The following is a 22,553-nucleotide window of genomic DNA, read 5'->3' as shown; positions in this document are numbered from 1 at the left end:
CTTGGCTGGCCTTGATGTCGCGCTTAACCTACGACTCCGTAGGCTACGGAACCGTAGGTAATTCGCTTTGCACCCAGGAGTACCCGTGACGATCACCTCTCCCCACCTCGGCAGCTCGGAGGCGTGGACCGACGCCAAGCTGCTGTACGCGCTGGAAGAGGTGGTCGAGAAGGAGCTCAACCGCCATCTGAAGGTCACCAAGGACTGGATGCCCCACGAGTACGTTCCGTGGAGCGACGGCCGGAACTTCCCGGGCTTCTTCGAGGACGGCGAGGCCTGGGACCCGCAGCAGTCCAAGGTCACCGACATCGGCAAGATCGCGCTGGTCGTGAACCTGCTGACCGAGGACAACCTCCCCAGCTACCACCACGAGATCGCGACGCTCTTCGGCCGCAACGGCGCCTGGGGCACCTGGGTGCACCGCTGGACGGCCGAGGAGGGCCGCCACGGCATCGTGATGCGCGACTACCTGCTGGCCTCGCGCGCCGTGGACCCGGACAAGCTGGAAGCCTTCCGCATGCAGCACATGTCGGAGGGGTTCGAGTCCGACAACCGCCACTCCATGCTGCACTCGGTGGCGTACGTGGCCTTCCAGGAGCTCGCCACCCGCATCTCGCACCGCAACACCGGCCACCAGTCCGGTGACCCGGTCTGCGACCGCATGCTGGCCCGCATCGCGGCCGACGAGAACCTGCACATGATCTTCTACCGCAACCTGCTCGGTGCGGCGTTCGAGATCGCCCCGGATCTGACCATGCAGGCCGTCCGGGACGTGGTGGTCAACTTCCGGATGCCCGGACACGGCATGCCCGGCTTCGAGCGGATGGCCGCGCAGATGGCCATCGGCGGCGTCTACAACCTGCGCATCCACCACGACGACGTGCTGGCCCCGGTGCTCCGCTTCCTCAAGGTCATGGACATCGCCGACCTCGGCCCGGAGGGGCAGAAGGCCCAGGACGAGCTCGGCCTGTTCATGAACGGCCTGGACGCCGAGGCCAAGAAGTTCGACGAGAAGCTGGCCGCCCGCGCGGCCCGCATGGCGGCCCGCAAGGGCTGACCGGGGCGGCCCGCAGGGGCTGACCTGACCGGTTTCCGCCCGCTCGGGCGGGTGACGCCGATTGCCCTGGCAGAGCGGTGCTCTGCCAGGGTTTCGCGTCATGACGTCACTGCAGGTGGACATCGACCAGCTGACCCGTTTGACCCGTGCCCTGGACTCCTCGCTGAGCTCCCTGCGGGAGGCCCGGCGGGCACTGGACCACGTACGGCCCGACCAGCTGGGCACGTCGGATCTCGATGCGGCGTGCGACGGCTTCCAGGAACGGTGGGCCTACGGCACGCGGGAGCTGACCAAACGGGTCAAAGCCGTACGGGAGGGCGTGGACCGCAGCGCCGCGGAGTACGCGGAGCTGGAGCAGGCCGTCCGCGCGGCCTTCCTCCGGGCGGCGGCCACCCGTGGCTGAGCACGCGGCCCTGGGCTTCGACCCGGCCCCGGGAAACCCCGGCGCGGTCCTCGCCCTGACCAAGAAGCTCGGCGCGTCGGCGAAGTCCCTCGACGAGGCCTCCCGCGTGGTGACGGACCTCGTCTCCCACAGCTCGTCCTGGCAGGGCGAGGCGGCGACCGCCTTCCGCGCCTCCCTCTCGCGGGACCTCCCCCGCTACCTGGCCTCGGCCCACACCTCCCTGACGGAGGCCGCCCGCCGCCTCACGGGGTGGCACGACACCCTGGTCGCGCACCGCGAGCTGGCCGCCCGCTACGAGGCCCGGGCGGCTGCGGCGAAAACGGAGGAGGCCCTCGCCGACGCCCGCCGCCTGGCCCGCGAACTGGCCGCCGACCACGCCGCGGCCGCCCGCCGGGTGGCCGCCACGCTGAACGCCGCCACGGACAAGCTGGCCCCGAAGGAACCGGGCCTCCTGGCCTCGATCTGGCAGAAGATCACCGAAGACCCGGCGGACGCCCTCTCGAACGCATCGGCGGTCCTCGGCTTCGTAGGTGCCTTGGTGGCGCTCGCCTGCCCGCCTGCCGGGCTCGCCATCATGCTCGTCGGAAGCGGCCTGTCTTTAGCGGCTCTGGCCATGCACACCTCGGACCCGAAGTTCCGCAAGTCCCTGGCGGACGGCTTCACCAAGGGCCAGTTCGACGCGGACTTCTGGAAGAGCAGCGTCACCCTCCTGGGAGACACCGCGGGCTCCGTCCCCGGCGTGGCCGCGATCGCCTCCGGCGCCAAGGCCGGCACGGCGGCCGCCCGCGCGGCCATGGCCGCCGCCCCGGAAACCAGTGCGTTGACAGCACTCGCCCCGGGCACCACGGCCTTCCGCCAGGCAGCGTGGTCCTCTGCCAACGACCTGCGGCAGGTGGAAAGCCCTCTCACGGGGTGGGCCATGCGGTCGTCGACACAGGAGACCCGCGACCGGGTGGGCGTGGTCGTGGCAGGTACCGGAGCGGTGACCGCCGGGTGTGACTACGGCTCTGACAACGAGGGGCTGGAACACGGGTCCACAGCAGTGGACGGCACTCGGGGGGTCCTCGACGACGCCCCAACGGCGATCAAGAGGTCCGGTCACGTCTGGTCGGTGTTGAGGCCATGACCCGGCAGACCTCCCCTTCGCCGGTCTGGTTCCGTCTGCCTCCCGGCTTCCACGACATCAGCCCCGGCGACAGGGCGGCACTGAACGCAGTCGCCGATGCCCTGGGCAGCGCCGACGTCCAACCGGAGCTGACCCAGCTCATGGACGGCCTTGAGAAACTCGTAGGTCACGACGTCGTACACACCTCGATCGGTCTGCACCCCGAGGAGCCGGTCGGCGTCGCAACGTCGCTGTTCTCACTCACCGTTCGGCCGGCGGAGCAGCCCAACCCTCGACTGACCGTGGCCCGTGCGGCTCTGGCCATCGCACGCTCGCCGCACTGGACCAGTCCCATCAGCCGGTTCGTCGACCTGTCGTCCGGGCTGCCCTGCTGCCTGGTTGCGGGCACCATTTCCGTGCCCGACGTGGAGCATCGGCTGTTTCAGGCCAGAGTCGCGACCGTGCATCCGGATGGACGCCACCTTCTGGTTCTGGATCTGACCAGCGCTTCCATCCAACACGCCGACGCCTACACGGACATCCTGGAGGCGGTCGCGCACACTGCCTGCTTCTCCGACCCCGAGGCAAGCCCACCGGAGGCAGCCGCAACCTCACGCATTCTGGAGGTACTGCTATGAGCCTCGCACTGACCAAGGCGGCCTGGGACCACCCACCCACAGCAGTCGGCTACAGGCGGTTGGTCATCCGCCGTGCAGGGTGGGTGCTCAGCCTGGGCGGCCCCCCGCTGATCGCGTTTGCCTGCATCGACCACGTTCCCCATGCGGGGTTGGCGTGCGCCCTGATCACCCTGCTCGCCGCGCCGCTTCTCCCCTGGGTGATCATCGCCTACTTCAGGCGCCATCGGGTCAAGGCCATCCTGCGGGCCTACCCCTGGTGCGAGTGGCCGTGCCGGCACCCTGTTCGCCCACCCGGGAGCCCGGCGACCATCGCCATCCCGTTTCGGGAGGACTTCACGGCCACGCTGCGGATCCTGCCGTTCCCGATCGCGCTCGCGCAGTTGGAGAACGACCACCCGGACCGGATCTGGTTCGCGGGCGACCCCAGATTCGGTGGGGTCGTGTCGCCCGTCGGGGGGCATTACCCCGTGCGGGTCGTGCCCCACACGCCGCGGCGCGAGGAGTGTGGTGGCGAGGGGTTCGACCTCGCGCGGCGGGTGGGGTTGGTGCGTGCCAGCGGGAAGGCCACTCGGACCTGAGTCAGCTGCGGCGGCGGAGCGCGAGGCGCTCCGCCTCCGAGAGGCCGCCCCAGACCCCGAAGCGCTCGTCATTGGCCAGGGCGTACTCCAGGCACGCCGCCCGCCCCTCGCACGCCCCGCACAGCCGCTTCGCATCGCGCAATGAGGAGCCCGGCTCCGGGAAGAAGAAGCCCGGCCCGGTCTGGGCGCACAGGGCGAGTTCGTACCAGGCGGCGGTGTCGGTGGCTGCGGTAGAGGTGTTCATAGACATGCCGGAGATACTGGTCAGCCCGGATGGACGTCCGCTATACGCCTGATCAACATGACGTACGCAGCCCCTCGCAGAGCATCGCACCCCCCACTGACAGCGGCCCCGGCCCCGGCCCCGGCCGCGCTGTCGCCTCACTCCGTGGGTTTGGCGCGGCTGGGTTGGACGCGTTTCGGTTCGCCCGGCATTTTCGGGTAGTCCGGGGGGTACGGCATGTCGCCCAGGCCGTGGTCGTGTTCGTCGCGGGACGCGAGTTCCAGTACGGCGTCGAGGGTGAAGGCGTGGTCCTCCATGTCCGCGTGGACATCGCCCAGTTCCGCGAAGCGGGCCGGCATCGTCAGGATGTCGAAGTCCTGCGGCTCGGCGTCGTCCACCTCGTCCCAGCGCAGCGGGGCCGAGACCGGGGCGTGCGGGCGGGGGCGGACCGAGTAGGCGGAGGCGATCGTGCGGTCCCGCGCCGTCTGGTTGTAGTCGACGAAGATCCGCTCGCCGCGTTCCTCCTTCCACCAGGCCGTCGTGACCTTGCCCGGCATGCGGCGCTCCAGTTCCCGGCCGAGGGTGATGGCGCAGCGGCGGACTTCGGTGAAGGTCCAGCGCGGCTCGATCGGGACGAAGACGTGCAGTCCCCGGCCGCCGGAGGTCTTGGGCCAGCCGCGCAGGCCCAGCTCTTCGAGGAGGGCGCGCAGTTGATGGGCGGCGGCCACCGCGTGGTGGTAGTCGGTGCCCGGCTGCGGGTCCAGGTCGATGCGCAGTTCGTCGGGCCGGTCGGTGTCGGCACGGCGTACCGGCCAGGGGTGGAAGGTGAGGCAGCCCAGGTTGGCCGCCCACAGGACGGCGGCCGGCTCGGTCGGGCAGATCTCGTCGGCCGTCCGGCCGCTCGGGAAGGCGATGTGGGCGGTGGGGATCCAGTCGGGCAGGTTCTTGGGGGCCCGTTTCTGGAAGAAGGACTCGCCCTCCACCCCGTCGGGATAGCGCTCCAGGGTGGTCGGCCGGTCGCGGAGGGCGCGGAGGACGCCGTCCGCGACGGCCAGGTAGTACTCGGCGACGTGCCGCTTGGTGAGGCCACGCTCCGGGAAGTACACCTTGTCCGGGTTGGACAGCCGTACCGTCCGCCCGGCCGCCTCCAGCTCGATCGCATTGCCCGCAGCACCCATGTGCGCCACCGTAGGCGCGCCGGACCGTCGCCGCATACCGGGCAGGTCCGGACGTACCACCGCAGAATCGATGGCATGGATCTGCCAGTGATGCCGCCGGTCAAACCGATGCTCGCCAAGTCAGTGGCGAAGATCCCTCCCGGCATGCAGTACGAGGCCAAGTGGGACGGCTTCCGGGCGGTCGTGCACCGCGACGGCGACGAGGTCGAAATCGGCAGCCGCACGGGTAAGTCCTTGACCAGGTACTTTCCGGAGCTGGTGGAGGCCCTGCGGGCGAATCTGCCCGGCCGTTGCGTCGTGGACGGCGAGATCGTGATCGTCCATGACGGGCGTCTGGACTTCGACCGGCTGACCGAGCGGATCCATCCCGCGCAGTCCCGTGTCAGGCTTCTGGCCGAGACCACCCCCGCCGGCTTCGTCGCCTTCGATCTGCTCGCACTCGGCGACGAGTCGCTCCTCGACACCCCCCTCGCCGACCGCCGTGCCGCCCTGGTCACGTCCCTGTCCACTGCTCGGCCTCCCGTCCACCTCGCGCCCGCGACCACCGATCCCGCGCTCGCGCAGGAGTGGTTCGAGCGTTTCGAGGGCGCCGGGCTCGACGGAGTGATCGCAAAACCGCTCGATCTCCCCTACCGGCCCGATGCCCGCCTCATGTACAAGATCAAGCACGAACGTACCGCCGATGTCGTCGTCGCCGGTTTCCGTTTCCACAAGAGCGGTCCGATTGTCGGATCGCTCCTGCTGGGCCTCCACGACGAGCAGGGCACGCTCCAGCACGTGGGCGTCTGCGCCGCCTTCCCCATGAAGCGCCGGGCCGAGCTGGTGGAGGAGCTCGAACCGCTGCGGATGGCCGATCCGACCGGGCACCCGTGGGCCGCCTGGGCCGAGGAGTCCGCCCACGAGAGCGCCCGGCTCCCCGGCGCGCAGAGCCGCTGGACCGGCAAGAAGGACCTCTCCTGGGTGCCGCTGCGCCCCGAACGCGTCGTCGAGGTCGGCTACGACCACATGGAGGGCGACCGCTTCCGGCACACCGCCCAGTTCCGGCGCTGGCGGCCCGACCGGACACCCGCGAGCTGCACCTACGCCCAGCTGGAGGAGGTCGTGGGCTACGACCTCGCCGAAGTCCTCGGGCAGGCCGACTGAGGCCGGCCGAGACCAGACCGGCTGAGACCAGTCCGGCTGAGACCGACCCCCACCCCCCGGCGCTCCCGCGGCGGCCGTGGACCCGGCCGCCGCGTCATCCCGCCGTCAGCTTCTCCCACTCCTCCCGGTCGGGCCCCACCTCGTTCGGCGCGTAGTCCGGCCGCGCCGCCAGCCAGCGCGCCACCCGCGCCCGGATCTCCGGGTCCGCGTACGCCCGCTCCGGCGGCTCGGCCAGGTGCCGGACCCGGGCCCGGGCCCGCATGACCTCGGGGTCCTCCAGCGCGCAGTCGAACAGCGCGGCCACCTCGCGCGCCGTCCCCGTACGCCCCGCCCGGGTCGCGAAGCGCTCGCCGATGGCCGCGTCGGCGACCACCTGGAAGTCGAACCACGGCTTCAGCGTACGCACCGCCCACTCGTGGTGGTCCACGGCGTACCGCTCCGACCCCGGGTCCCGGTGCGCCGTACGGGCCACCCTGCGTGCCGCCCACAGGGCGAGCGAGGTGCCCTGCCCGAGGGTCGGGTTGGTGTGCGTGATGGAGTCGCCGACCGGCACCAGCCCGGTCACGACCGGCCCCCGCTCGTCCACGAGCGCGCTCCAGCGGTTGTCCAGGCTCGCCGTGGCCAGTACGCCCGACAGCGGCTCGGCGCCGAGCGCCAGCCAGGCCGCGCCGGGCGGGAAGGAACGGGCCGCCCGCTCGAAGACCGCGGGGTCGCGCAGCGCCGAACGCGTCGTGTCGGCGGTGTGCACGAACAGCGTCACGGCGAAGACCCGGTTGTCGGCGGGGAAGACGGCGCACCCGGCGAAGGCGCCGCCGGTCACCGCCCAGGGCCGCCGCGGCCCCTCGTCCGTGCCCGCGGGCAGCCGGTACCAGCGGCAGAAGTAGGCGAGCCCTGTGCGGTGCCGTTCGACGACGGGCGGCCGGCAGCCCGCGGCGCCGAGCCTGCGCTCGATGCCTCCGCGGCGGCCGCCCGCGTCGACGACGAGATCCCCCTCGTACCGGTCCGCCCCGGTGGTCACTCCCGTCACCCGGACCCCGCCGGCCGGCTCGCCCCCGGACGGTTGACCCCCGGCCGGTTCGCCACCAGCCGGTTCGCCCCCGGCCTGCCCCTCCCCGGCCGGCGCGGTGGTGAGTCCCGTGACCTGCTCCCCGTGGCGGACGACCACCCCGGGCTCCGCGCGCAGCGCCGTGGCCAGCGCGCTCTCCAGCAGGATGCGCCGCGCCTGGAGCATGACGAGGTCGTCGTCCCCCGGCAGCTCGGGCGGCCGTACGTCGAACCAGTCCAGCTCGTGCCGCTCACGGGCGCCGAGCCGGAGCATCTCCGCGTACACGTCGGGCAGATCGTCCCGCAGGACGTTGCGGGCGGCTCCCAGCAGCGCGTGCGGCTGGGCCGCCTGCGGTACGGTCGGCCGCCGCCAGCCGAAGAAGTCCCGGTCGAGGGCGGTGCCGGGGGCGCGCGTGTCGCGCTCGAAGAGCTCTGCCGTATGTCCTCGCCGCGCCGCGAGCAGGGCGGTGGCGAGCCCGCCGATCCCTCCGCCGATCACCAGCACATGTGCCATGGAACGTCCCCCCGAACCTTTGGACCCGTTGGATCTTGGACCTTGGACCGTACGACGATCACACCGCCCAGAGCCTGCACGTACGGAGGCGGGCCGAAACCCGCACACCTGTCCGGCACGCCGCCACCGGGCCACGGCCCATCCGCCCGGCCCGCCCGTTCCGCGAACCGGCCCGCCCGTGCCCCCGGCCGGTCAGCCGCGGACCGTACGGTCGGCCGCCCCCGTCGCCGAGCCCGCCACCGCGGCCACCGCCGAGCCCGCCACCGCGCCCGCTCGGCCGGTCCCCGCTCGATGGGCCTCCACCGCCCGCCGCGTCTCGGCCTCGATCAGGTCCGCGTTGAGCGCGGCGGCCGCCTGCGCGCCCTGAGCGGCCGCCCCCGCGACCTTCTCCAGCGGCGCGGTCACATTGCCCGCCACCCAGACCCCCCGGAGCGCGGTGGCCCCGGTCGCCGGGTCGGATTCGACGCACGTGCCGATCACATGGCCGTCCCGCGTCATGTCCGCGGTCGGCAGACCCAGGCTGGCCAGGACGCCCGAACGGGCCGTGAACCGCGGGGCCACCACCAGCGCCCGGAACTCCACCACGCCCCCGTCGGCCAGACTCGCCCCGGTCAGCCGGTCGTCCTCGACGACCAGGCCGGTCACCTCGCCCTCGACGATCCGGATCCCGAGGGCCGCCAGCAGCTCCCGGTCCTCCTCCCCGAGCGGCCAGGTGTGCGCGAGCAGCGTGGTCCGCTCGCTCCAGTGCCGCCACAGCTGCGCCTGGTGCACGGCGATCGGACCGTCGGCGAGCACCGCGAGGGGCTGGTCCCTGACCTCCCAGCCGTGGCAGTACGGGCAGTGCAGCACATCCCGTCCCCAGCGCGCCCCGAGCCCCGGCACCGGGGGCAGCTCGTCCACCAGGCCGGTGGCGACCAGCAGCCGGCCCGCCCGCACGGTCGACCCGTCCCCGCAGCGGACCCGGAAGCTCCCGTCGGGCAGCCGGTCCGCGGCGACGGCCGTGCCCGGCCGGATCCGCCCGCCGTAGGCCTCCACCTCCGCGCGCCCCCTGGCGAGCAGCTCGGCCGGGCTCCGGCCGTCCAGGCCGAGGTAGCCGTGCATGTGCGCGGCCGGGGCGTTGCGCGGGCTGCCGGAGTCGATCACGAGCACCGAACGGCGGGCCCGGACCAGCGTGAGCGCTCCGGCCAGCCCGGCCGAACCGCCACCGACGACGACCACGTCGAACGATTCTTCCCTTGAGTTGTCCATGTCTGCGAGGGTCTGCCCGATGCCATCGTTTGACAAATGTTCTTGCCGAAGCGGCAAATGGAGTCATGGCCCCCGAGAAGCAGGACGACGAGGAACTCACCGAGGTGCTCACCGCCGTGGGCCCGCGGCTGCGAGCCCTGCGCCGGCAGCGCGGCACCACCCTGGCCCAGCTCAGCGAGACCACCGGCATCTCGCTCTCCACGCTCTCCCGGCTGGAGTCCGGGCAGCGCAGGCCGACGCTGGAGCTGCTGCTGCCGCTGGCCAAGGCGCACCGGGTGGCGCTGGACGAGCTGGTCGGTGCCCCGGAGACCGGGGACCCGCGGATCCGCCCGCGCCCCTTCGTCCGGCACGGCCACACCTACGTGCCGCTGACCCGCAACTTCGGCGGGGTGCACGCCTTCAAGCAGATCCTGCCGCCCGTCGAGGGGCCGCCGGCCGTACCCGAGCTGAAGGTCCACGAGGGCTACGAGTGGCTGTATGTGCTGTCCGGACGGGTCCGCCTGCTGCTCGGGGAGCACGACCTGGTGCTCGGCCCCGGCGAGGCCGCCGAGTTCGACACGCGGACGCCGCACGCCTTCTGCAACGCCGGTCCGCAGCCCGCGGAGTTCCTCAGCCTCTTCGGTCCCCAGGGCGAACGGATCCACGTCCGCGCCCGGCCCACCACCTCTTCGGAAGGACGTCCATGACCACCACCGGCGAAGGCCCCGAACGCCCCGAACGGCCCGAACACCCCGAACGGCCCGAGCGCACCGTGCCCCGGCCGAACGCCGTCGTCGGCGTCGGCCTCGTCGTCATCGGCGGGGACGGCCGGGTGCTGCTCGGCCAGGCGCACGACGGCCGTTGGGAACTGCCCGGCGGGAAGGTCGACCCCGGAGAAGGCTTCGAGCAGGCCGCCTCCCGGGAGTTGGCCGAGGAGACGGACCTGCGGGTGGCTCCCGAGGGTATCCGCGTCCTGTCCGTCCAGATCGAAGCGAAGTCCGGGCTGACCCGGCTGACGGCGGCCGCCGTCACCACCACGGCGGAGGGCGTGCCCACCGTCACCGAACCCCACAAGATCGCCCGCTGGGAGTGGTTCGCGCCCGCCGAGATCCCGTCGGCGTTGTACGCCCCCTCGGCGGCGGTGCTCCGCACCTGGCGCCCGGACCTCACGCAGCTGCCGCACGTCCCCTCGTACGACTACCCGACGACGGGCCCGACTTCGGGCGCCTGAGGACCCGCCGGCCTCGAACCATGTGGCGGCCGCACACCGGCTGTGCCTACAGTCGGGTCTCCCGGCCCGCCGCATCGGCGGCCCGCCACGTGACGAGAGAGCGATCCCCATGACCGGCCTGCGACCGACGACGACCCTGTGGCGCCCCACCGGCCCGGAGGAGCTCGCCCTGGTCCGCGAGCTGGGGTGGCGTGCCTGGCCGCCCCGGCTGCCGGAGCAGCCGATCTTCTACCCGGTCCTCAACGAGGACTACGCGGTACGGATCGCCCGGGACTGGAACGTCAAGCACAGTGGCGCAGGCTTCGTCACCCGCTTCGAGGTGGAGTCGGGGTTCCTGAGCCGCTACCCGGTGCAGCAGGCGGGCGGGCGGACGATCCTGGAGCTGTGGGTCCCCGCGGAGGAACTGGCCGAGTTCAACTCCCACATCGTCGGCCGCATCCAGGTGACCCACGAGTTCCGCTGACGTCCTCGGCCGCGCCCGGCGCAGTCCTGGCCGCCGGGGCCCCTGCCGCCCGGGCGGCAGGGGCCCGGGCGACGTGACTCAGCTGACGGCGACGACCGTGGCCGCCATCATCGTCACCATAGCGGCCTGCATGTCGCGGATGGCCGCGCGGACGCCTTCGGCCGCCCACTGGCCGTCGGCTATCTCCGCCATCCTCGGCTTCACCGCGCCGGGGCTGTGCTGCGGGAAGGCCAGGCGGTGCAGCTTCGCCGCGTGGAGCAGGGCGATGAGTCCCGCCGTGCGCTCATCGGGCTGGACGCCTCCGAGGACGACCGCGGCCAGCCGCTCGCGCAGGGCGCGCTCGACCGTGCCGTCGACCTCGGGGTAGCGCCGCTGGGGGAACACTCCCAGCACCTTGTGCACCTGCTGTGCCACCAGCTTGCGCTCGCCGAGGCGTTCCAGCACGGGGCCGGCCACCTTCATGTAGTCCTTCGTCAGCCAGTCCCTCATCCGGCGCCGTCGGCCCCGCAGCCAGGGCTCCATGAGCCGGAGCCGGCCGTCCAGCAGCGGATCCCCGGTGGGCTCGGTGCTCCGGAGCTCCATGTGCTTCCCCGAGACGGACACCCGCTCCGCCAGCACCAGTTCGATCAGGATCGCCCCCGACAGAGCCGGCGCCACGGACTGACGCTGCCGTTGCGTCCCGGACTCGTCGTCCAGGGACAGCAGCATGATCTCCTCGGCCAGCGTGATGGTCAGTCCCGCATTGGTGGCCATGTTGGTCGCCCCCCGTGTTCGTATGCTTTCGAACAGAAGGACGTCCGGCGGCCACCGGTAGTTCCGCCCCGGCGGCCTCAGCTCCCGAGCCCGGCCTGATCGGCAGGACACCCCCTAATGCCGCACGACCACCCTCGGGGCGAAGTTCCCGTCGCCCAGGTCCTCGGCCAGCAGCCGCTTCGCGATCGCGTCCGCCGCGACCCGCAGTTCGGCGCTGCGCGGCCGGCCCCGGTCCTTCTCCAGCTGGTCGCCGAGCCACTGGGCCCACGCGGCGGAGATGACGTCGGCCTCCCGCTGCCCGGCCGGTGTGAGGCTGAAGAAGGAGCCCTCCCGGCTGAGGAAGCCTTCCTCCACCATCCGGTCGAACACCGGGAGCAGTACCTCCGGCGGCAGCGAACGCCGGCCTGCGACCAGGCCGATGCTGGAGTAGCCGATCGTCCTCGTCATCAGCTCCACCTGCATCACCGTCCACGCACCCGCGATGTCCAGCCGGGTGTCGGAGGATTCGACGATCGCGCGTGCCGTGTCCGCCCCCATGTTCCGTACGAGTTTGCCGACCGCCAGCTCCAGCAGTTTGGCGGAGTCCCCCGAGGCCGTGGCCGGCGAGCCGAAGCCGTCGCCCATGTCCGTGGATCCGGCGCGGGCGGTGTCGCGCAGCTTGACCTGCTTGAGGAAGAGCGCCACGACGAAGCCGAACACCGCCACCGGGACGGTCCAGAGGAACACCGTCTGCAGGGCTTCCGCGTACGCCTCGACGACCGGGGTCGCGGCGGCCGGATCGAGCCGGTGCACGCCCTGCGGGGTCGAGGCGGCCTCGGCCAGGGCCGCCGGGTCCTCCCCGGTGGCGCGGGCCGCCTCCGCGACCGCCGCCTCCAGCGACGGCCCCAGGTGGTTCGCGTAGATCGTGCCGAAGACGGCGGTGCCGAAGGCGCTGCCGAGCGTACGGAAGAAGGTGACCCCGGAGGTGGCCGTGCCGAGGTCGGCGTAGTCGACGGTGTTCTGCACGGCGATCGTCAGCACCTGCATGGACAGGCCGATGCCCGCGCCGAGCACGAACATGTACAGCGATTCCAGCAGGGTGCCGGTCCCCGGCTGCATCTGCGCCAGCAGGTACAGGCCGACGCCCATGACCGCGTTGCCGACGATGGGGAAGATCCGGTACTGCCCGGTCCTGCTGACGACGTTGCCGCTGAAGACGGAGGCGAGCAGCAGGCCGAAGACCATGGGCAGGGTCCGGATGCCCGAGATCGTGGCCGAGTCGCCGTCGACGTACTGGAGGTAGGTCGGCAGGAACGTCAAGGCACCGAGCATGGCGAAGCCGACGACGAAGCTCAGCACGGAGCACACGGCGAAGACCGGGTTCCGGAAGAGCCGCATCGGGATCATCGGTTCCGCGGCGCGCGTCTCGGCCAGGCAGAACAGGACGAGCGCGACCGCACCGCCCGCGAACAGGCCGATGATCACGGGCGAGGTCCACGCGTACTCGTTGCCGCCCCAGCTCGTGGCCAGGATCAGGGCGCTGGAGCCGATCGCCACCAGGGTGATGCCGAGGTAGTCGATGACCGGCTTGCCCGAGGCGCGTACCGAGGGGATCGTCTTCGCCGCGGCGACGACCACCAGGATGGCGATCGGGACGTTGACGTAGAAGCACCACCGCCAGCTCAGCTGGTCGGTGAAGAAACCGCCGAGCAGCGGTCCGATCACGGTGGCGACGCCGAAGACGGCGCCGATCATGCCCTGGTACTTGCCGCGTTCGCGCAGCGGCACGACGTCGGCGATCAGTGCCATAGCGGTGACCATCAGGCCGCCGGCGCCGACGCCCTGGACGCCGCGCCACACGATCAGCAGCGTCATGTTGCCGGCCAGGCCGCAGAAGAAGGATCCGCTGATGAAGACGACGGCAGAGACCTGGAAGATCAGTTTTCGGCCGAAGAGGTCACCGAACTTGCCGACCAGGACCGTCGCCACGGTCTCGGCGAGCAGGTAGGAGGTCACCACCCAGGACATGTGGTCCCCGCCGCCCAGGTCCCCCACGATCGTGGGGAGGGCGGTGCCGACGATCGTCTGGTCCAGGGCCGCCAGGAGCACGCCCAGCATGATCGTGCCGAAGACGACGTTGCGCCGCCGCCGGTCGAGCACGGGGGGCGCGGCGGCCGCGGCGGGGGCAGTGGTCACATCTCGCACTCTCACAGCCCGGTCGCGGCCCCGCATGCGGCGCTGGGCCGTCGGGGGGACCCGCGGGGCGGCTCAGCGCAGGTACGCCAGGCCCGGATGGGCCGCGGTGTAGCCGTCCATCAGCCGCCGGGCCACGGTCACGGAGTCGACCAGCGGGTGGAGCGCGAAGGCCTTCACGGCGTCGGCCCGGGAACCGCTCGCGGCCGCCGCCAGGACCTCGCGCTCCACCGCCTTGACTGCCGTCACCAGGCCGACCGCGTGCAGCGGAAGCTGCTCGACTCCCATCGGGTGGGCGCCGTTCGCGTCCACCAGGCAGGGCACCTCGATGACCGCCCCCGCGTCCAGGACGGAGAGCGTCGAGCCGTTGCGGACGTTGAGGATCAGCGTGGCCCGCTCGTCCCGGGCGATGGCCCGCATCAGCGCGAGGGCGACCTTCTCGTAGCCCCCGGACTCCAGATCGCTCTCGTCGCGCTCGCCCGCCCCGGCCGCCTCGCGGTTCTCGGCCATGTACGTGGCCTCGCGCTCGGCCCGGGTCCGGTCCCAGGCGGCCAGAGCCGCGCCGGCCGGCAGCCCGGCCCGGCCGGCCTCGGTGTAGAAGCCGCGCTGCTGGTCACGCAGGAAGGCCCCGCGGGTCTGTCCGGCCTGTCCGGCCGCCTGGTACGCCCGTACGGTGTCACGGTTGAAGTAGTAGTAGTGCAGGTATTCGTTGGGGATCGCGCCGAGCGAGCGCAGCCACTCGGCGCCGAAGAGGCGGCCCTCCTCGAAGGACTCCAGTGCCTCGGCATCGGCCAGCAGCCGCGGCAGTTCGTCGCGGCCGCCGATGCGCAGCCCGCGTACCCAGCCCAGGTGGTTGAGGCCCACGTAGTCGATCCACGCCTCCTGCGGCCGGGCCCCCAGCAGCCGGGCGATGCGCCGGCCGAGGCCCACGGGCGAGTCGCAGATGCCGATCACCCGGTCGCCGAGTTCCTCGGCCATCGCCTCGGTGACCAGGCCGGCCGGGTTGGTGAAGTTGATGACCCAGGCCCCGGGGGCCGTACGGGCGATCCTGCGGGCGATCTCCCGGGCGACGGGAACGGTCCGCAGTCCGTACGCGACCCCGCCCGCGCCGACGGTCTCCTGGCCCAGTACCCCCTCGGCCAGGGCGACGCGCTCGTCCGCGGCGCGCCCTTCGAGGCCGCCGACGCGGATGGCGGAGAAGACGAAGTCGGCCCCGCGCAGGGCCTCGTCGAGGTCCCGGGTGGCCGTGACGGCCGGGGCGTCGGACACTCCGGCGGCCGCGGCCAGGTCCGCGAGGACGCGGGTCATGGCGGCGAGCCGCGCGGTGTCCGCGTCGTGGAGCGTCACATGGGAGACCCGCCCCTCGGCATGGTCGCCGAGCAGGGCTCCGTAGACGAGCGGTACCCGGAAGCCGCCTCCGCCGAGGATCGTCAGCCGCACGCCCCTACCGCCCTTCGCCCGCGCAGATACCGGTACGGATGACGGACACGGATACCGACGGCGCCGGTGCCACGATCGGTGGCACGGGACGTCCGGCAGTCGTCCGTCCCGACCAGTCTGCCCCGGCCGGTCCGCTCCGGTCGGTCACTCCCCCAGCGACGGCACGGCGCGCAGCCGGGCACCCTGCTGCTGGGGAATGGCCGAGAGGCCCCGGGGCGGCCCCGTCGGCACGCCCTGCGGCCCGGACAGGATCAGGGTGATCCGGGTGAGTCCCATCTCGTCGAGCATGCGGCTGGTCTCGGCCACCATCCGGCAGCGCACCAGGCCCCACCGCGGGTCGGGGTGGCGCACGGTGCGCACCGCTCCGTCCTGTTCGGCGGCGTCGGGCCCGCGCTTGCTCAGCCAGTGGGGAACGCCGTAGCGGTAGGCGGCCTCCATGAACGGGTCACGGGCCACCTCCTGGCGGATGCTGCACAGCCCCTCGTCCTCCGGGGCCTCGGCCAGCGCGGCCGCGAACCGGGCGAGCAGGGGCACGCACCAGCCCGGTTCGTGGTCCTCCAGTACGGCCGCCGCGTCCGGGTGGAACAGCACGAAGCGCAGGAAGTTGTCGTCCGGCAGGGCCGTCGGGTGCGGCCGTACGGTCTGGAAGAGCTGGTCGAAGGCCGAATTGGTAAGAGCGACGTCCCACCGGTGGTCCACGAGGAAGCTCGGGTAGGGCACGGCCTCCATGAGGGCCGCGTAGTCGCACAGGTAGTCGCGCTGCGCCGGGTCCTCGGGGAGCCGGTTCTCGTCGGAGGCCCGCCACGTGGGCGGCGGATCGCGGTCGACCATGACGCGGAAGAGCCAGAAGCACTGCCGCTCGCTCATCTCCAGGGCTTCGGCCAGGGCGAGGAGTTTGCGGTCCGTCCATTCCTTGACGAGCCCGCGTTCCCAGTTGCCGTACGCGCGCACGCTGATGCGCAGCCGGGCGGCGAGGTCCTCCTGACTCAGCCCCAGCTCTTCGCGGCGCTGGCGCAAAATCTCCTTGCGTCGCTCCGAGCGGACGGCGCCACGCGCGGACTCCTCGCCCGCCAGGCGTTCCTCACCGGCTCGGGCGAGGCCATCGGACGGGCCCACCGCTGCAAGATGTGGCACTGAGAGCTCCCCCTCCTCCGGTCTGGATCTTCATTTCCGTGTGGCGATCCTGCTACCGACTTCATTCGAGTGTCAACTATTGTGGCAATTCCAGCCTCTTGACAGCTCATTCCCGCCACAGCTGTGGCACGTTCTAGCCCTTCCGGGCGAGAGCGGCTAGATTCCAGAAGCCGACCATGTGCCGTACCGACTTCGCGCGATCTAGGAGAACCACTGGTGACAGACGGCTTCCCGGCTCCCGTCGCGGTGGCCGACGCACCCCTGGCAGCGACCATCACCCGCGTCGCCGAACTCGCGGGCAAGATGGGCCGCGAGCTGAACCAGGTCTTCGACCTGCGACGCCTCTCGGAGGCCTCGGGCGTGCCCACGGATGTGGTCAAGACCCTGCTCGACGGCAGGCCGGCCGGCGAACCCGACCTCCAGGCCCGCTTCCTGCAGCGGCTCGACCTGCTCCGGCGCACCCGCGTCAAGCCGAACGGACGCCGCTACACGCAGCAGGAGATCGCGGACGGCGCCGGCATGTCGAGGCAGCAGGCGGGGGCCCTCATCAACGGCGACCGCCGCCCCACCATGGAGCATTGCGACGCGATCCAGCGCTTCTTCGGGGTGCACGCGGGGTTCCTCACGGCCCACGACGCCGACGCCCTGACCGACGCGCTCCAGCGGACCGAGCAGCAACTGCTCCAGGACTATGCGGGGCGCGCGCGGGAAACCGTACCGGCCGCGGCCGCATCGGCGGGCGATCCGCTGGCAAGACTCCTGCAGAACCACGGTGTACGGGGCATCGCCTGGCGCGCCGCCCAACTGCCCAGCGACAAGCACCGGGACAAGGTGACCGAATGGCTGGACATGCTCCTCGAAAGCGTCAAACCGAATGAATCCTGACCCAGTCGAAAGTCTGGGTCTGATCCTTGAGTCCTGATCCGGATCCGCGCCGACGGGGAGAACGGTGAGCATAGGCAGAGAGCAGCGGCGGTTGTGCGGGGAGCTGGTGGCCGGCATCCGGCTGACCGCCCCCGTGGAGCCCGTGGACCTCTACGCTGCCCTCTGTGAGGGCATGAGCAGACACCGCGGCCGCCGGGTCGACTTCCGGATGGCTTCGTTCCCGCCCCGGACGGCCAGCGGTCTGTGGCTCGACATGGCGGACCGCGATCTCGTGGTCATCGAGGAACGCACCGCACCCGACCACCAACTGGTCATCCTGGGCCACGAGCTGTGGCACATGAAGGCCGGCCACTGCAGCCACCACGTCGACGGCGCCGCCGTCGCCGCGCGGCTGCTGTCCGACGAGGCCGACATCGGTGAGACGGTCCGCCGCGTCGCCGCGCGCACGCGCGCCGACGTCCAGGAGGAGACCGAGGCCGAGACCTTCGGCTTACTGCTGAGCAGCCGCTGCCGGATCTGGCTGGCCGGTTCGGCGAGCCATCGGCCTCCGGTCCAGCGCGACGACCTGGCCGGCCGGATCGAGGCCTCGCTGGGCTACCGGGGACTGAGGAACGACCGTTGACCGGTGAGGACTACTACATACCGGCAGCAGCGATGGCGATCTCCCTCGCCTTCAAGCTGCCGGCCCTGCGGCACAACTGGCGCGACCCGCTCCTGCGGTCGGTCGTCGCCCTGCTGACCCTGGCGGGGGCGGTGTTCGCCTTCGCCGCCCCGCCGACCATCGCGGCGGTCAACCGCTGGACCGGGATCGCCAACTTCTCGGCCCCGCTGGTGTACTGCCTGATCACCGCCTTCAGCGCCTCCTGCCTGGTTCTGATGGTCAACTGGCGGGGCGGGCCGCCGGAGCAGACCCGGCGCGTGTCGCGGCGCTGGATCCTCGGCTACAGCATCGTGATCGTGGCTCTGATCGTGCTGTTCGCCCTCGGTGAGACCCCCGAGGAACGCCTGCGGGACTTCGACACCTTCTACGCCAACACGCCCTACGTCGGCCAGATGATCGCCCTCTACCTGCTGGCGCACCATGTGGCGGCGGTGGTGATGGTGGTCCTGTGCTGGCGCTGGTCGCTGCAGGTGCGCGGCTGGCTGAGGGTCGGCCTGATGATCATCGTGGCCGGCTACATCTTCAACCTCGGGTACGACGCCACGAAGATGTCCGCCGTCGTCGCCCGCTGGCTCGGCCACGACCTCGACGGACTGAGCACCTACGTGGCTCCCCCGCTCGCCTCGCTGGGCGCACTGATCAGCGCGATGGGCTTCGTGGTCCCGCTCGTCTGCCAGCGGCTGTCGGACCACTGGCAGACCTGGGCGACGTACCGCCGGCTCGGCGCCCTGTGGCAGGAGGTACAGATCTCCGCCCCCGTCGGCACGCCCTCCGTACAGATGGCGTGGTGGACGGCGGCGGAACTGCGCGTGATCCAGCGGGAGTCCGACATCCACGACGGCTTCCTGCACCTCGGCCCCTACTTCGACAAGGGCCTGCGCGACGACGCCTACGACCGCGCCGTCGCCGACGGGGCCGACGAGGAGACCGCCCGCGCGGTCGCCGACGCCGCCATGGTCGCGGCCGCCGTACGAGCCCGCTCCGCGGACCCCGAAGGCAGGATCAACGGCGAGGACGAGGAGACCCTGCCGGCCGCCTCCGACGGCCCGCGCGACCTCCTGCGCATCTCCGACGCCCTGCGCCGCTCACCGGTGGTCCAGGCGGTCCGCCGACAGGTGGCCGTCTAGGTTCACCGCCGGCAGCGGTGTCGCCGGTCAGCGCGGGGCGGCCGCCGCTGTTTTCGGGAAGAGTTCCTGGAACGGGCCGGCCGAGTCGATGCCGTCCCGGCCGTACGGCGCGTCGAAGCTCCACACCATGAACAGCAGGAAGACGATCAGCGCGCTGAAGAGCCCCGCGAGGAGCAGCTCCCGGCCCGAGCGCCGGATCTGCAGCGTGAAGATCAGCCCGACGGTGACCACCCCGCCGACCAGCAGCCCGAACCACACCACACCCGGCAGCGTCGACTCGGAGCTCTGGGTCCGCGCGTGGCGGGCCTCGTCGGCGGCCGCGATGTGGTCCAGGAGCGGCTGGTAGGCCTGCGCCTGGAGCTCGGTGGCCGGGCTCTGGTGGGTGACGGACGTACGGAGCCTGCCGAGCAGTGCGCCGCCCTCGGCCGACGCGCTCTCGCCGGAGGTCAGCAGCGGCCAGTCCACCGCGACGGTGTGGGAGACGTACGCGTCCACCTCGCCGCGGATCCGGTCGCGGACCGCGGCCGGGTAGACGTCGGAGCGCTGGGTGACCTCGTACAGGGCCTGGGCCTCCCGGCGCACGCTGTCCTCGGCGGCGCCGCGCGCCTCCCATACGCCCGCGATGGCCAGGCCCAGCACGATCGCGTAGACCACGCCCACCATCATCGTCATGTACTCGATGACATCGGGGGTTTCGCTGGTGTCCTCGTCGGCGGCGGCCCGGCGGTGCCGGATCGCCGTGATGGCGAGGACGAGGGCGCAGACGAGCACCATGGCAATGGCCAGGACCAGCCATTCGGACACGTGGATTCTCCCGGTGTGGATCGGTGGGCGGACGGACGGGTGGCGGACGGGGGTGCCGCGGACGGAGCTTCGGCGGTCAGCCGCGGCTCTTGGAGCGTGGCCGCAGCGCGGCTGCGGCGAGTACGGCCGGGGTGGTGACGACGACCATCAGCATCACGGTGGACATTCCGCCCGGGCCGCGCCGCTCCACGGCGACCGCGCGGTACGGACGCACGCGAAAGGCGCTCACGGGCGCGGCGGCGGCCCCGGCCCGCGGCGCGGCCGGTGCTTCGGCCGGGGCCGGCCCGGCGGCAGCCCCGGGACCCGGCGCGGGCGGCGGCTCCGCGGGCGCGGCCACCGCCTCGGCCTCGGCCTCCGCGGAAGGCTTCGCCGGGCCGGCGGCGGCCGACGGCTCCGACGGCCCGGGCAGCACCACCGCGGGCCGTCCGGGCCGGGGGGCCCAGCCGGGGTGGCGCACCGTCAGCCCGGCGTCGGCGCCGGGCACGGCCACCCGCACCGAGGGCCGGCCGGACGGCGGTACGCCGGGCCGCTTCGGCTGGCCGGCGGGCACGCACAGGTCGACGCGCGCGCCGCGGCCGGGGCCGTCGCCGGCGACCGCCACATGGCCGTGCAGCGGACACAGCGCCGCCACCAGACCCGCCCCGGCGAAGTACTGCCAAGCGGTCACCGCGCGTCCTCCCGATTCCGCAGCTGACATGAGGGCTACGTGTGAAGAAACGATCAAGGCCCGGCTTCGACACGCGGCGGACCGGTGGAGATCCACCGCCGCGCCCGAGGCGCACGAGCCCTCCGGCGATGCGGCATGATGTCGCCATGCTGACCGAGGGGGAGAACGCCCGACTGATCGCCGGGCGTTATCGACTGGACGCCAAGCTCGGGCGCGGCGGCATGGGTGTCGTGTGGCGCGCCACGGACCAGTTGCTCGGCCGCAGCGTCGCCGTCAAGGAAATGGCGCTCGACCCGGCGCTGTCCCCGGAGGAGGCCCGGCTCCACCGGGAACGCACCCTGCGCGAGGCCCGCGCCGCCGCGCAGGTCAAGCACCCCCACATCATCGTGGTGCACGACGTCGTCGCGGACGGCGAACGGCCGTGCATCGTCATGGAACTGGTCGAGGGCGGCTCCCTCGCCGACCGGCTCGCCCGGACCGGGCCGGTGGACATCGCCGAGGCCGCGGCCATCGGCATCGCGCTGCTCGGCGCCCTGCGGACCGCGCACGCGGCCGGGGTGCTGCACCGCGACATCAAACCGGCCAACGTCCTGCTGGAGGCACCGGGCGGCCGGGCCGTCCTCACGGACTTCGGGATCGCGCAGGTGTCGGGGGCGACGACCCTGACCGCGACCGGGGCGTTCGTCGGGTCTCCCGAGTACACCGCGCCCGAACGGATGTCGGCGCAGTCGCCGGCCGGGCCCGAGTCCGACCTGTGGTCGCTGGGCGCCCTGCTCTGCGCGGCCGTCAGCGGGGTGTCCCCCTTCCGGCGGGACTCGCTGGGCGGAGTGCTGCACGCGGTGGTCTACGACGAGATCCGGCCGCCCGCCGCGTGCGGGCCGCTGCTGCCGGTGGTGCGAGGTCTGCTGGAACGCGACCCCGCCGCGCGGCTCGGCGCCGACGGGGCGGAGGAGATGCTGCGGGCCCTGGCACCGTCGGCGGCCGGCCACGCGCCGACGTGGCGCAACGTCCCCGAGGCGCCCGACGCCCGGACGACACCGTCCCCTACGACACCATCCCGGACGACACCGTTCCGGAGGCCGCCGCAGACCCGGACGGAACCGACCGGGGCGCCCCCGGCCCGGACGGCACCGTCGGGACCGGAACCGTCGGGAACGGCACCGGCCGAAACGGCACCGGCCGGAACGGCACCGTCGGGAACGGAACCCGCCCCGACTGAACCGGCCCCGACGGCGCGGCCCGTGGCGCAGACGGCACCCGTGACCGCGCAGGCGGCCGGCGCCGGCGCCCCCGCACGGCGGCGGCCGGGTGCCGCGCTGATCGCCGGCCTGCTCGTGGCCGCGATCGTGGGCGCGGGTGCGTCGGCCGCGGCACTGCTGATGAACCAGGACGACCCGGCCCACCGCGCCGACCGGCCCGCGGCCACGCGCGGCGCCACGGGCGGCAGCGCGGGCGGCACCCCGGCCGCACCGTCGGCCGCTCCACCGGGCGCGCAGGTCTCCGCGCCCGCCCCGGTGCCGTCGGCGCCGGGCGGGCGGACCGGTCCGTCGTCCGACGGCAAGGCCGCCCCCGCCGGCTTTCGCGTCGTCCAGGATCCGGCGGGCTTCTCCCTCGCCGTCCCCCACGGCTTCATCCGCAGGGCCGACGGCCCGCGGATCTTCTACATGTCGCCGGACGAGACCTTCCGCATCGGCATCAAGGTGTCCGCCTCCGAGTCGGGAGGGCCGCTCGCCGTGCACCAGCGCTCCCACGCCAAGGGGCCGGCGAACAACCCCGGTTACCGTGACGCCGAGGTCTCGTCAAGCACGCACAACGGCCGCGACGCCGCTCTGTGGCTGTTCACCTGGAACGGCTTCTCCGCGGCCGAAGGCCCCCGGCACACCCGTGACCTGTGCTGGGAGGAGGACGGCCGGCTCTACGACGTGTGGGTCTCCGCCCCGGTCGGCCGCACCGCCGAGTCCCGCGAACACTTCGACACCGCGGTCCGTACCTTCACCCGCGCCGCGGGCTGAGCGGCTGAGCGGCTGAGCCCGGGCCGCCGCCGTGCGTCCGAATACTCCGGAAGGGGCGCGACCCCGCGGTCGCGCCCCTTCCGGTCGGTGCAAC

General features: G+C 72.6%; 23 protein-coding genes. 13 read left to right on the top strand and 10 right to left on the bottom strand.

Going from position 1 to position 22,553, the window contains the following annotated elements; translation table 11 throughout:
• Positions 1–85 precede the first annotated feature (85 nt).
• The 5 genes from NRK68_RS28485 to NRK68_RS28465 all read left to right on the top strand — a co-directional run bounded on the left by NRK68_RS28485 (position 86) and on the right by NRK68_RS28465 (position 3,781).
• Positions 86–1,057: an acyl-ACP desaturase gene (locus tag NRK68_RS28485; protein WP_183063903.1), complete on the top strand. Its 972-nt coding sequence runs from the start codon at positions 86–88 to the stop codon at positions 1,055–1,057.
• A 100-nt stretch (positions 1,058–1,157) separates the two neighbouring features.
• The gene (locus NRK68_RS28480) at positions 1,158–1,460 is read left to right on the top strand and encodes a DUF6317 family protein (RefSeq protein WP_183063902.1); all 303 of its coding nucleotides are present in this window, start codon (positions 1,158–1,160) and stop codon (positions 1,458–1,460) included.
• Positions 1,453–2,586 (top strand): hypothetical protein, encoded by a 1,134-nt coding sequence (locus NRK68_RS28475; protein WP_183063901.1) that lies wholly within the window; start codon positions 1,453–1,455, stop codon positions 2,584–2,586. Before NRK68_RS28480 ends, NRK68_RS28475 begins: the two co-directional genes overlap by 8 nt.
• Positions 2,583–3,203 carry a hypothetical protein gene (locus tag NRK68_RS28470; protein WP_257857140.1) on the top strand — a complete coding sequence of 207 codons (621 nt, stop codon included), beginning with the start codon at positions 2,583–2,585 and terminating at the stop codon, positions 3,201–3,203. The genes NRK68_RS28475 and NRK68_RS28470 overlap by 4 nt, the downstream gene beginning before the upstream one ends.
• Positions 3,200–3,781: a hypothetical protein gene (locus NRK68_RS28465; RefSeq protein ID WP_183063899.1), complete on the top strand. Its 582-nt coding sequence runs from the start codon at positions 3,200–3,202 to the stop codon at positions 3,779–3,781. The genes NRK68_RS28470 and NRK68_RS28465 overlap by 4 nt, the downstream gene beginning before the upstream one ends.
• 1 nt (position 3,782) lies before the next feature.
• Here NRK68_RS28465 and NRK68_RS28460 read toward each other — a convergent pair whose 3' ends face one another.
• Together NRK68_RS28460 and ligD are read right to left on the bottom strand one after the other, a co-directional pair.
• Positions 3,783–4,031 (bottom strand): WhiB family transcriptional regulator, encoded by a 249-nt coding sequence (locus NRK68_RS28460; RefSeq protein ID WP_257857139.1) that lies wholly within the window; start codon positions 4,029–4,031, stop codon positions 3,783–3,785.
• Positions 4,032–4,162: 131 nt separating this feature from the next.
• A complete protein-coding gene (ligD, locus tag NRK68_RS28455) occupies positions 4,163–5,182 on the bottom strand; it encodes a non-homologous end-joining DNA ligase (RefSeq protein ID WP_183063898.1) in 1,020 nt (339 codons plus the stop codon).
• Between the two features lie 75 nt (positions 5,183–5,257).
• On the opposite strand from ligD, the gene NRK68_RS28450 reads away from it, so the two are divergent.
• Complete coding sequence (locus NRK68_RS28450) at positions 5,258–6,325, top strand: ATP-dependent DNA ligase (RefSeq protein ID WP_257857138.1); 1,068 nt, start codon at positions 5,258–5,260, stop codon at positions 6,323–6,325.
• Between the two features lie 94 nt (positions 6,326–6,419).
• Here NRK68_RS28450 and NRK68_RS28445 read toward each other — a convergent pair whose 3' ends face one another.
• Positions 6,420–7,883 (bottom strand): NAD(P)-binding protein, encoded by a 1,464-nt coding sequence (locus NRK68_RS28445; protein ID WP_183063896.1) that lies wholly within the window; start codon positions 7,881–7,883, stop codon positions 6,420–6,422.
• A 192-nt stretch (positions 7,884–8,075) separates the two neighbouring features.
• Positions 8,076–9,131, bottom strand: a complete 1,056-nt coding sequence (locus NRK68_RS28440; RefSeq protein ID WP_257857137.1) for an NAD(P)/FAD-dependent oxidoreductase — start codon at positions 9,129–9,131, stop codon at positions 8,076–8,078.
• Positions 9,132–9,196: 65 nt separating this feature from the next.
• On the opposite strand from NRK68_RS28440, the gene NRK68_RS28435 reads away from it, so the two are divergent.
• The 3 genes from NRK68_RS28435 (at position 9,197) to NRK68_RS28425 (ending at position 10,804) form a co-directional block, all read left to right on the top strand.
• On the top strand, positions 9,197–9,817 hold the full coding sequence (locus NRK68_RS28435; RefSeq protein ID WP_183063894.1) for a helix-turn-helix domain-containing protein: 621 nt from the start codon (positions 9,197–9,199) through the stop codon (positions 9,815–9,817).
• A complete protein-coding gene (locus NRK68_RS28430; protein WP_183063893.1) occupies positions 9,814–10,341 on the top strand; it encodes an NUDIX domain-containing protein in 528 nt (175 codons plus the stop codon). Before NRK68_RS28435 ends, NRK68_RS28430 begins: the two co-directional genes overlap by 4 nt.
• A gap of 109 nt (positions 10,342–10,450) precedes the next feature.
• The gene (locus tag NRK68_RS28425; protein ID WP_183063892.1) at positions 10,451–10,804 is read left to right on the top strand and encodes a hypothetical protein; all 354 of its coding nucleotides are present in this window, start codon (positions 10,451–10,453) and stop codon (positions 10,802–10,804) included.
• A 78-nt stretch (positions 10,805–10,882) separates the two neighbouring features.
• Here the strand turns inward: NRK68_RS28425 and NRK68_RS28420 are convergent, their stop codons facing one another.
• The 4 genes from NRK68_RS28420 to NRK68_RS28405 form a co-directional block, all read right to left on the bottom strand.
• Complete coding sequence (locus NRK68_RS28420) at positions 10,883–11,557, bottom strand: GOLPH3/VPS74 family protein (protein ID WP_257857136.1); 675 nt, start codon at positions 11,555–11,557, stop codon at positions 10,883–10,885.
• Between the two features lie 114 nt (positions 11,558–11,671).
• A complete protein-coding gene (locus tag NRK68_RS28415; RefSeq protein WP_257857135.1) occupies positions 11,672–13,768 on the bottom strand; it encodes an MDR family MFS transporter in 2,097 nt (698 codons plus the stop codon).
• A gap of 36 nt (positions 13,769–13,804) precedes the next feature.
• Entirely contained in the window at positions 13,805–15,169 is a 1,365-nt protein-coding gene (locus tag NRK68_RS28410) for a 6-phospho-beta-glucosidase (protein WP_257857134.1), read from the bottom strand.
• Positions 15,170–15,313: 144 nt separating this feature from the next.
• The gene (locus tag NRK68_RS28405) at positions 15,314–16,285 is read right to left on the bottom strand and encodes a helix-turn-helix domain-containing protein (protein WP_257857133.1); all 972 of its coding nucleotides are present in this window, start codon (positions 16,283–16,285) and stop codon (positions 15,314–15,316) included.
• 234 nt (positions 16,286–16,519) lie between these two features.
• Between NRK68_RS28405 and NRK68_RS28400 the strand changes: the two genes are divergently transcribed.
• The 3 genes from NRK68_RS28400 (at position 16,520) to NRK68_RS28390 (ending at position 18,976) form a co-directional block, all read left to right on the top strand.
• Positions 16,520–17,188: a helix-turn-helix domain-containing protein gene (locus NRK68_RS28400; protein WP_046779930.1), complete on the top strand. Its 669-nt coding sequence runs from the start codon at positions 16,520–16,522 to the stop codon at positions 17,186–17,188.
• 64 nt (positions 17,189–17,252) lie between these two features.
• Entirely contained in the window at positions 17,253–17,810 is a 558-nt protein-coding gene (locus NRK68_RS28395) for a toxin-antitoxin system, toxin component (protein WP_183063889.1), read from the top strand.
• A complete protein-coding gene (locus NRK68_RS28390) occupies positions 17,807–18,976 on the top strand; it encodes an MAB_1171c family putative transporter (protein WP_183063888.1) in 1,170 nt (389 codons plus the stop codon). The genes NRK68_RS28395 and NRK68_RS28390 overlap by 4 nt, the downstream gene beginning before the upstream one ends.
• Before the next feature lie 27 nt (positions 18,977–19,003).
• On the opposite strand, the gene NRK68_RS28385 is transcribed toward NRK68_RS28390, so the two are convergent.
• Both NRK68_RS28385 and NRK68_RS28380 read right to left on the bottom strand, forming a co-directional pair.
• A complete protein-coding gene (locus tag NRK68_RS28385; protein WP_183063887.1) occupies positions 19,004–19,780 on the bottom strand; it encodes a bestrophin-like domain in 777 nt (258 codons plus the stop codon).
• Positions 19,781–19,856: 76 nt separating this feature from the next.
• Positions 19,857–20,447 (bottom strand): hypothetical protein, encoded by a 591-nt coding sequence (locus NRK68_RS28380; protein WP_183063886.1) that lies wholly within the window; start codon positions 20,445–20,447, stop codon positions 19,857–19,859.
• A gap of 146 nt (positions 20,448–20,593) precedes the next feature.
• Here NRK68_RS28380 and NRK68_RS28375 point away from each other — a divergent pair, with 146 nt between their 5' ends.
• Positions 20,594–22,459, top strand: coding sequence for a protein kinase domain-containing protein (locus NRK68_RS28375; protein ID WP_257857132.1), 1,866 nt, complete (start codon positions 20,594–20,596; stop codon positions 22,457–22,459).
• Positions 22,460–22,553 lie beyond the last annotated feature (94 nt).

The sequence above is a fragment of the Streptomyces yangpuensis genome (genome assembly GCF_024666385.1).
Classification (GTDB): domain Bacteria; phylum Actinomycetota; class Actinomycetes; order Streptomycetales; family Streptomycetaceae; genus Streptomyces; species Streptomyces yangpuensis.
Note: the sequence above shows the minus strand (reverse complement) of the source record. Positions and strands in the feature narration are given on the sequence as shown.

Coding starts and splice junctions, on each gene's coding strand:
- NRK68_RS28480 (WP_183063902.1), top strand. CDS start 1,158: ATGACGTCACTGCAGGTGGACATCGACCAGCTGACCCGTTTGACCCGT.
- NRK68_RS28470 (WP_257857140.1), top strand. CDS start 2,583: ATGACCCGGCAGACCTCCCCTTCGCCGGTCTGGTTCCGTCTGCCTCCC.
- NRK68_RS28465 (WP_183063899.1), top strand. CDS start 3,200: ATGAGCCTCGCACTGACCAAGGCGGCCTGGGACCACCCACCCACAGCA.
- NRK68_RS28460 (WP_257857139.1), bottom strand. CDS start 4,031: ATGTCTATGAACACCTCTACCGCAGCCACCGACACCGCCGCCTGGTAC.
- ligD (WP_183063898.1), bottom strand. CDS start 5,182: ATGGGTGCTGCGGGCAATGCGATCGAGCTGGAGGCGGCCGGGCGGACG.
- NRK68_RS28450 (WP_257857138.1), top strand. CDS start 5,258: ATGGATCTGCCAGTGATGCCGCCGGTCAAACCGATGCTCGCCAAGTCA.
- NRK68_RS28445 (WP_183063896.1), bottom strand. CDS start 7,883: ATGGCACATGTGCTGGTGATCGGCGGAGGGATCGGCGGGCTCGCCACC.
- NRK68_RS28440 (WP_257857137.1), bottom strand. CDS start 9,131: ATGGACAACTCAAGGGAAGAATCGTTCGACGTGGTCGTCGTCGGTGGC.
- NRK68_RS28435 (WP_183063894.1), top strand. CDS start 9,197: ATGGCCCCCGAGAAGCAGGACGACGAGGAACTCACCGAGGTGCTCACC.
- NRK68_RS28430 (WP_183063893.1), top strand. CDS start 9,814: ATGACCACCACCGGCGAAGGCCCCGAACGCCCCGAACGGCCCGAACAC.
- NRK68_RS28425 (WP_183063892.1), top strand. CDS start 10,451: ATGACCGGCCTGCGACCGACGACGACCCTGTGGCGCCCCACCGGCCCG.
- NRK68_RS28420 (WP_257857136.1), bottom strand. CDS start 11,557: ATGGCCACCAATGCGGGACTGACCATCACGCTGGCCGAGGAGATCATG.
- NRK68_RS28415 (WP_257857135.1), bottom strand. CDS start 13,768: ATGCGGGGCCGCGACCGGGCTGTGAGAGTGCGAGATGTGACCACTGCC.
- NRK68_RS28375 (WP_257857132.1), top strand. CDS start 20,594: ATGCTGACCGAGGGGGAGAACGCCCGACTGATCGCCGGGCGTTATCGA.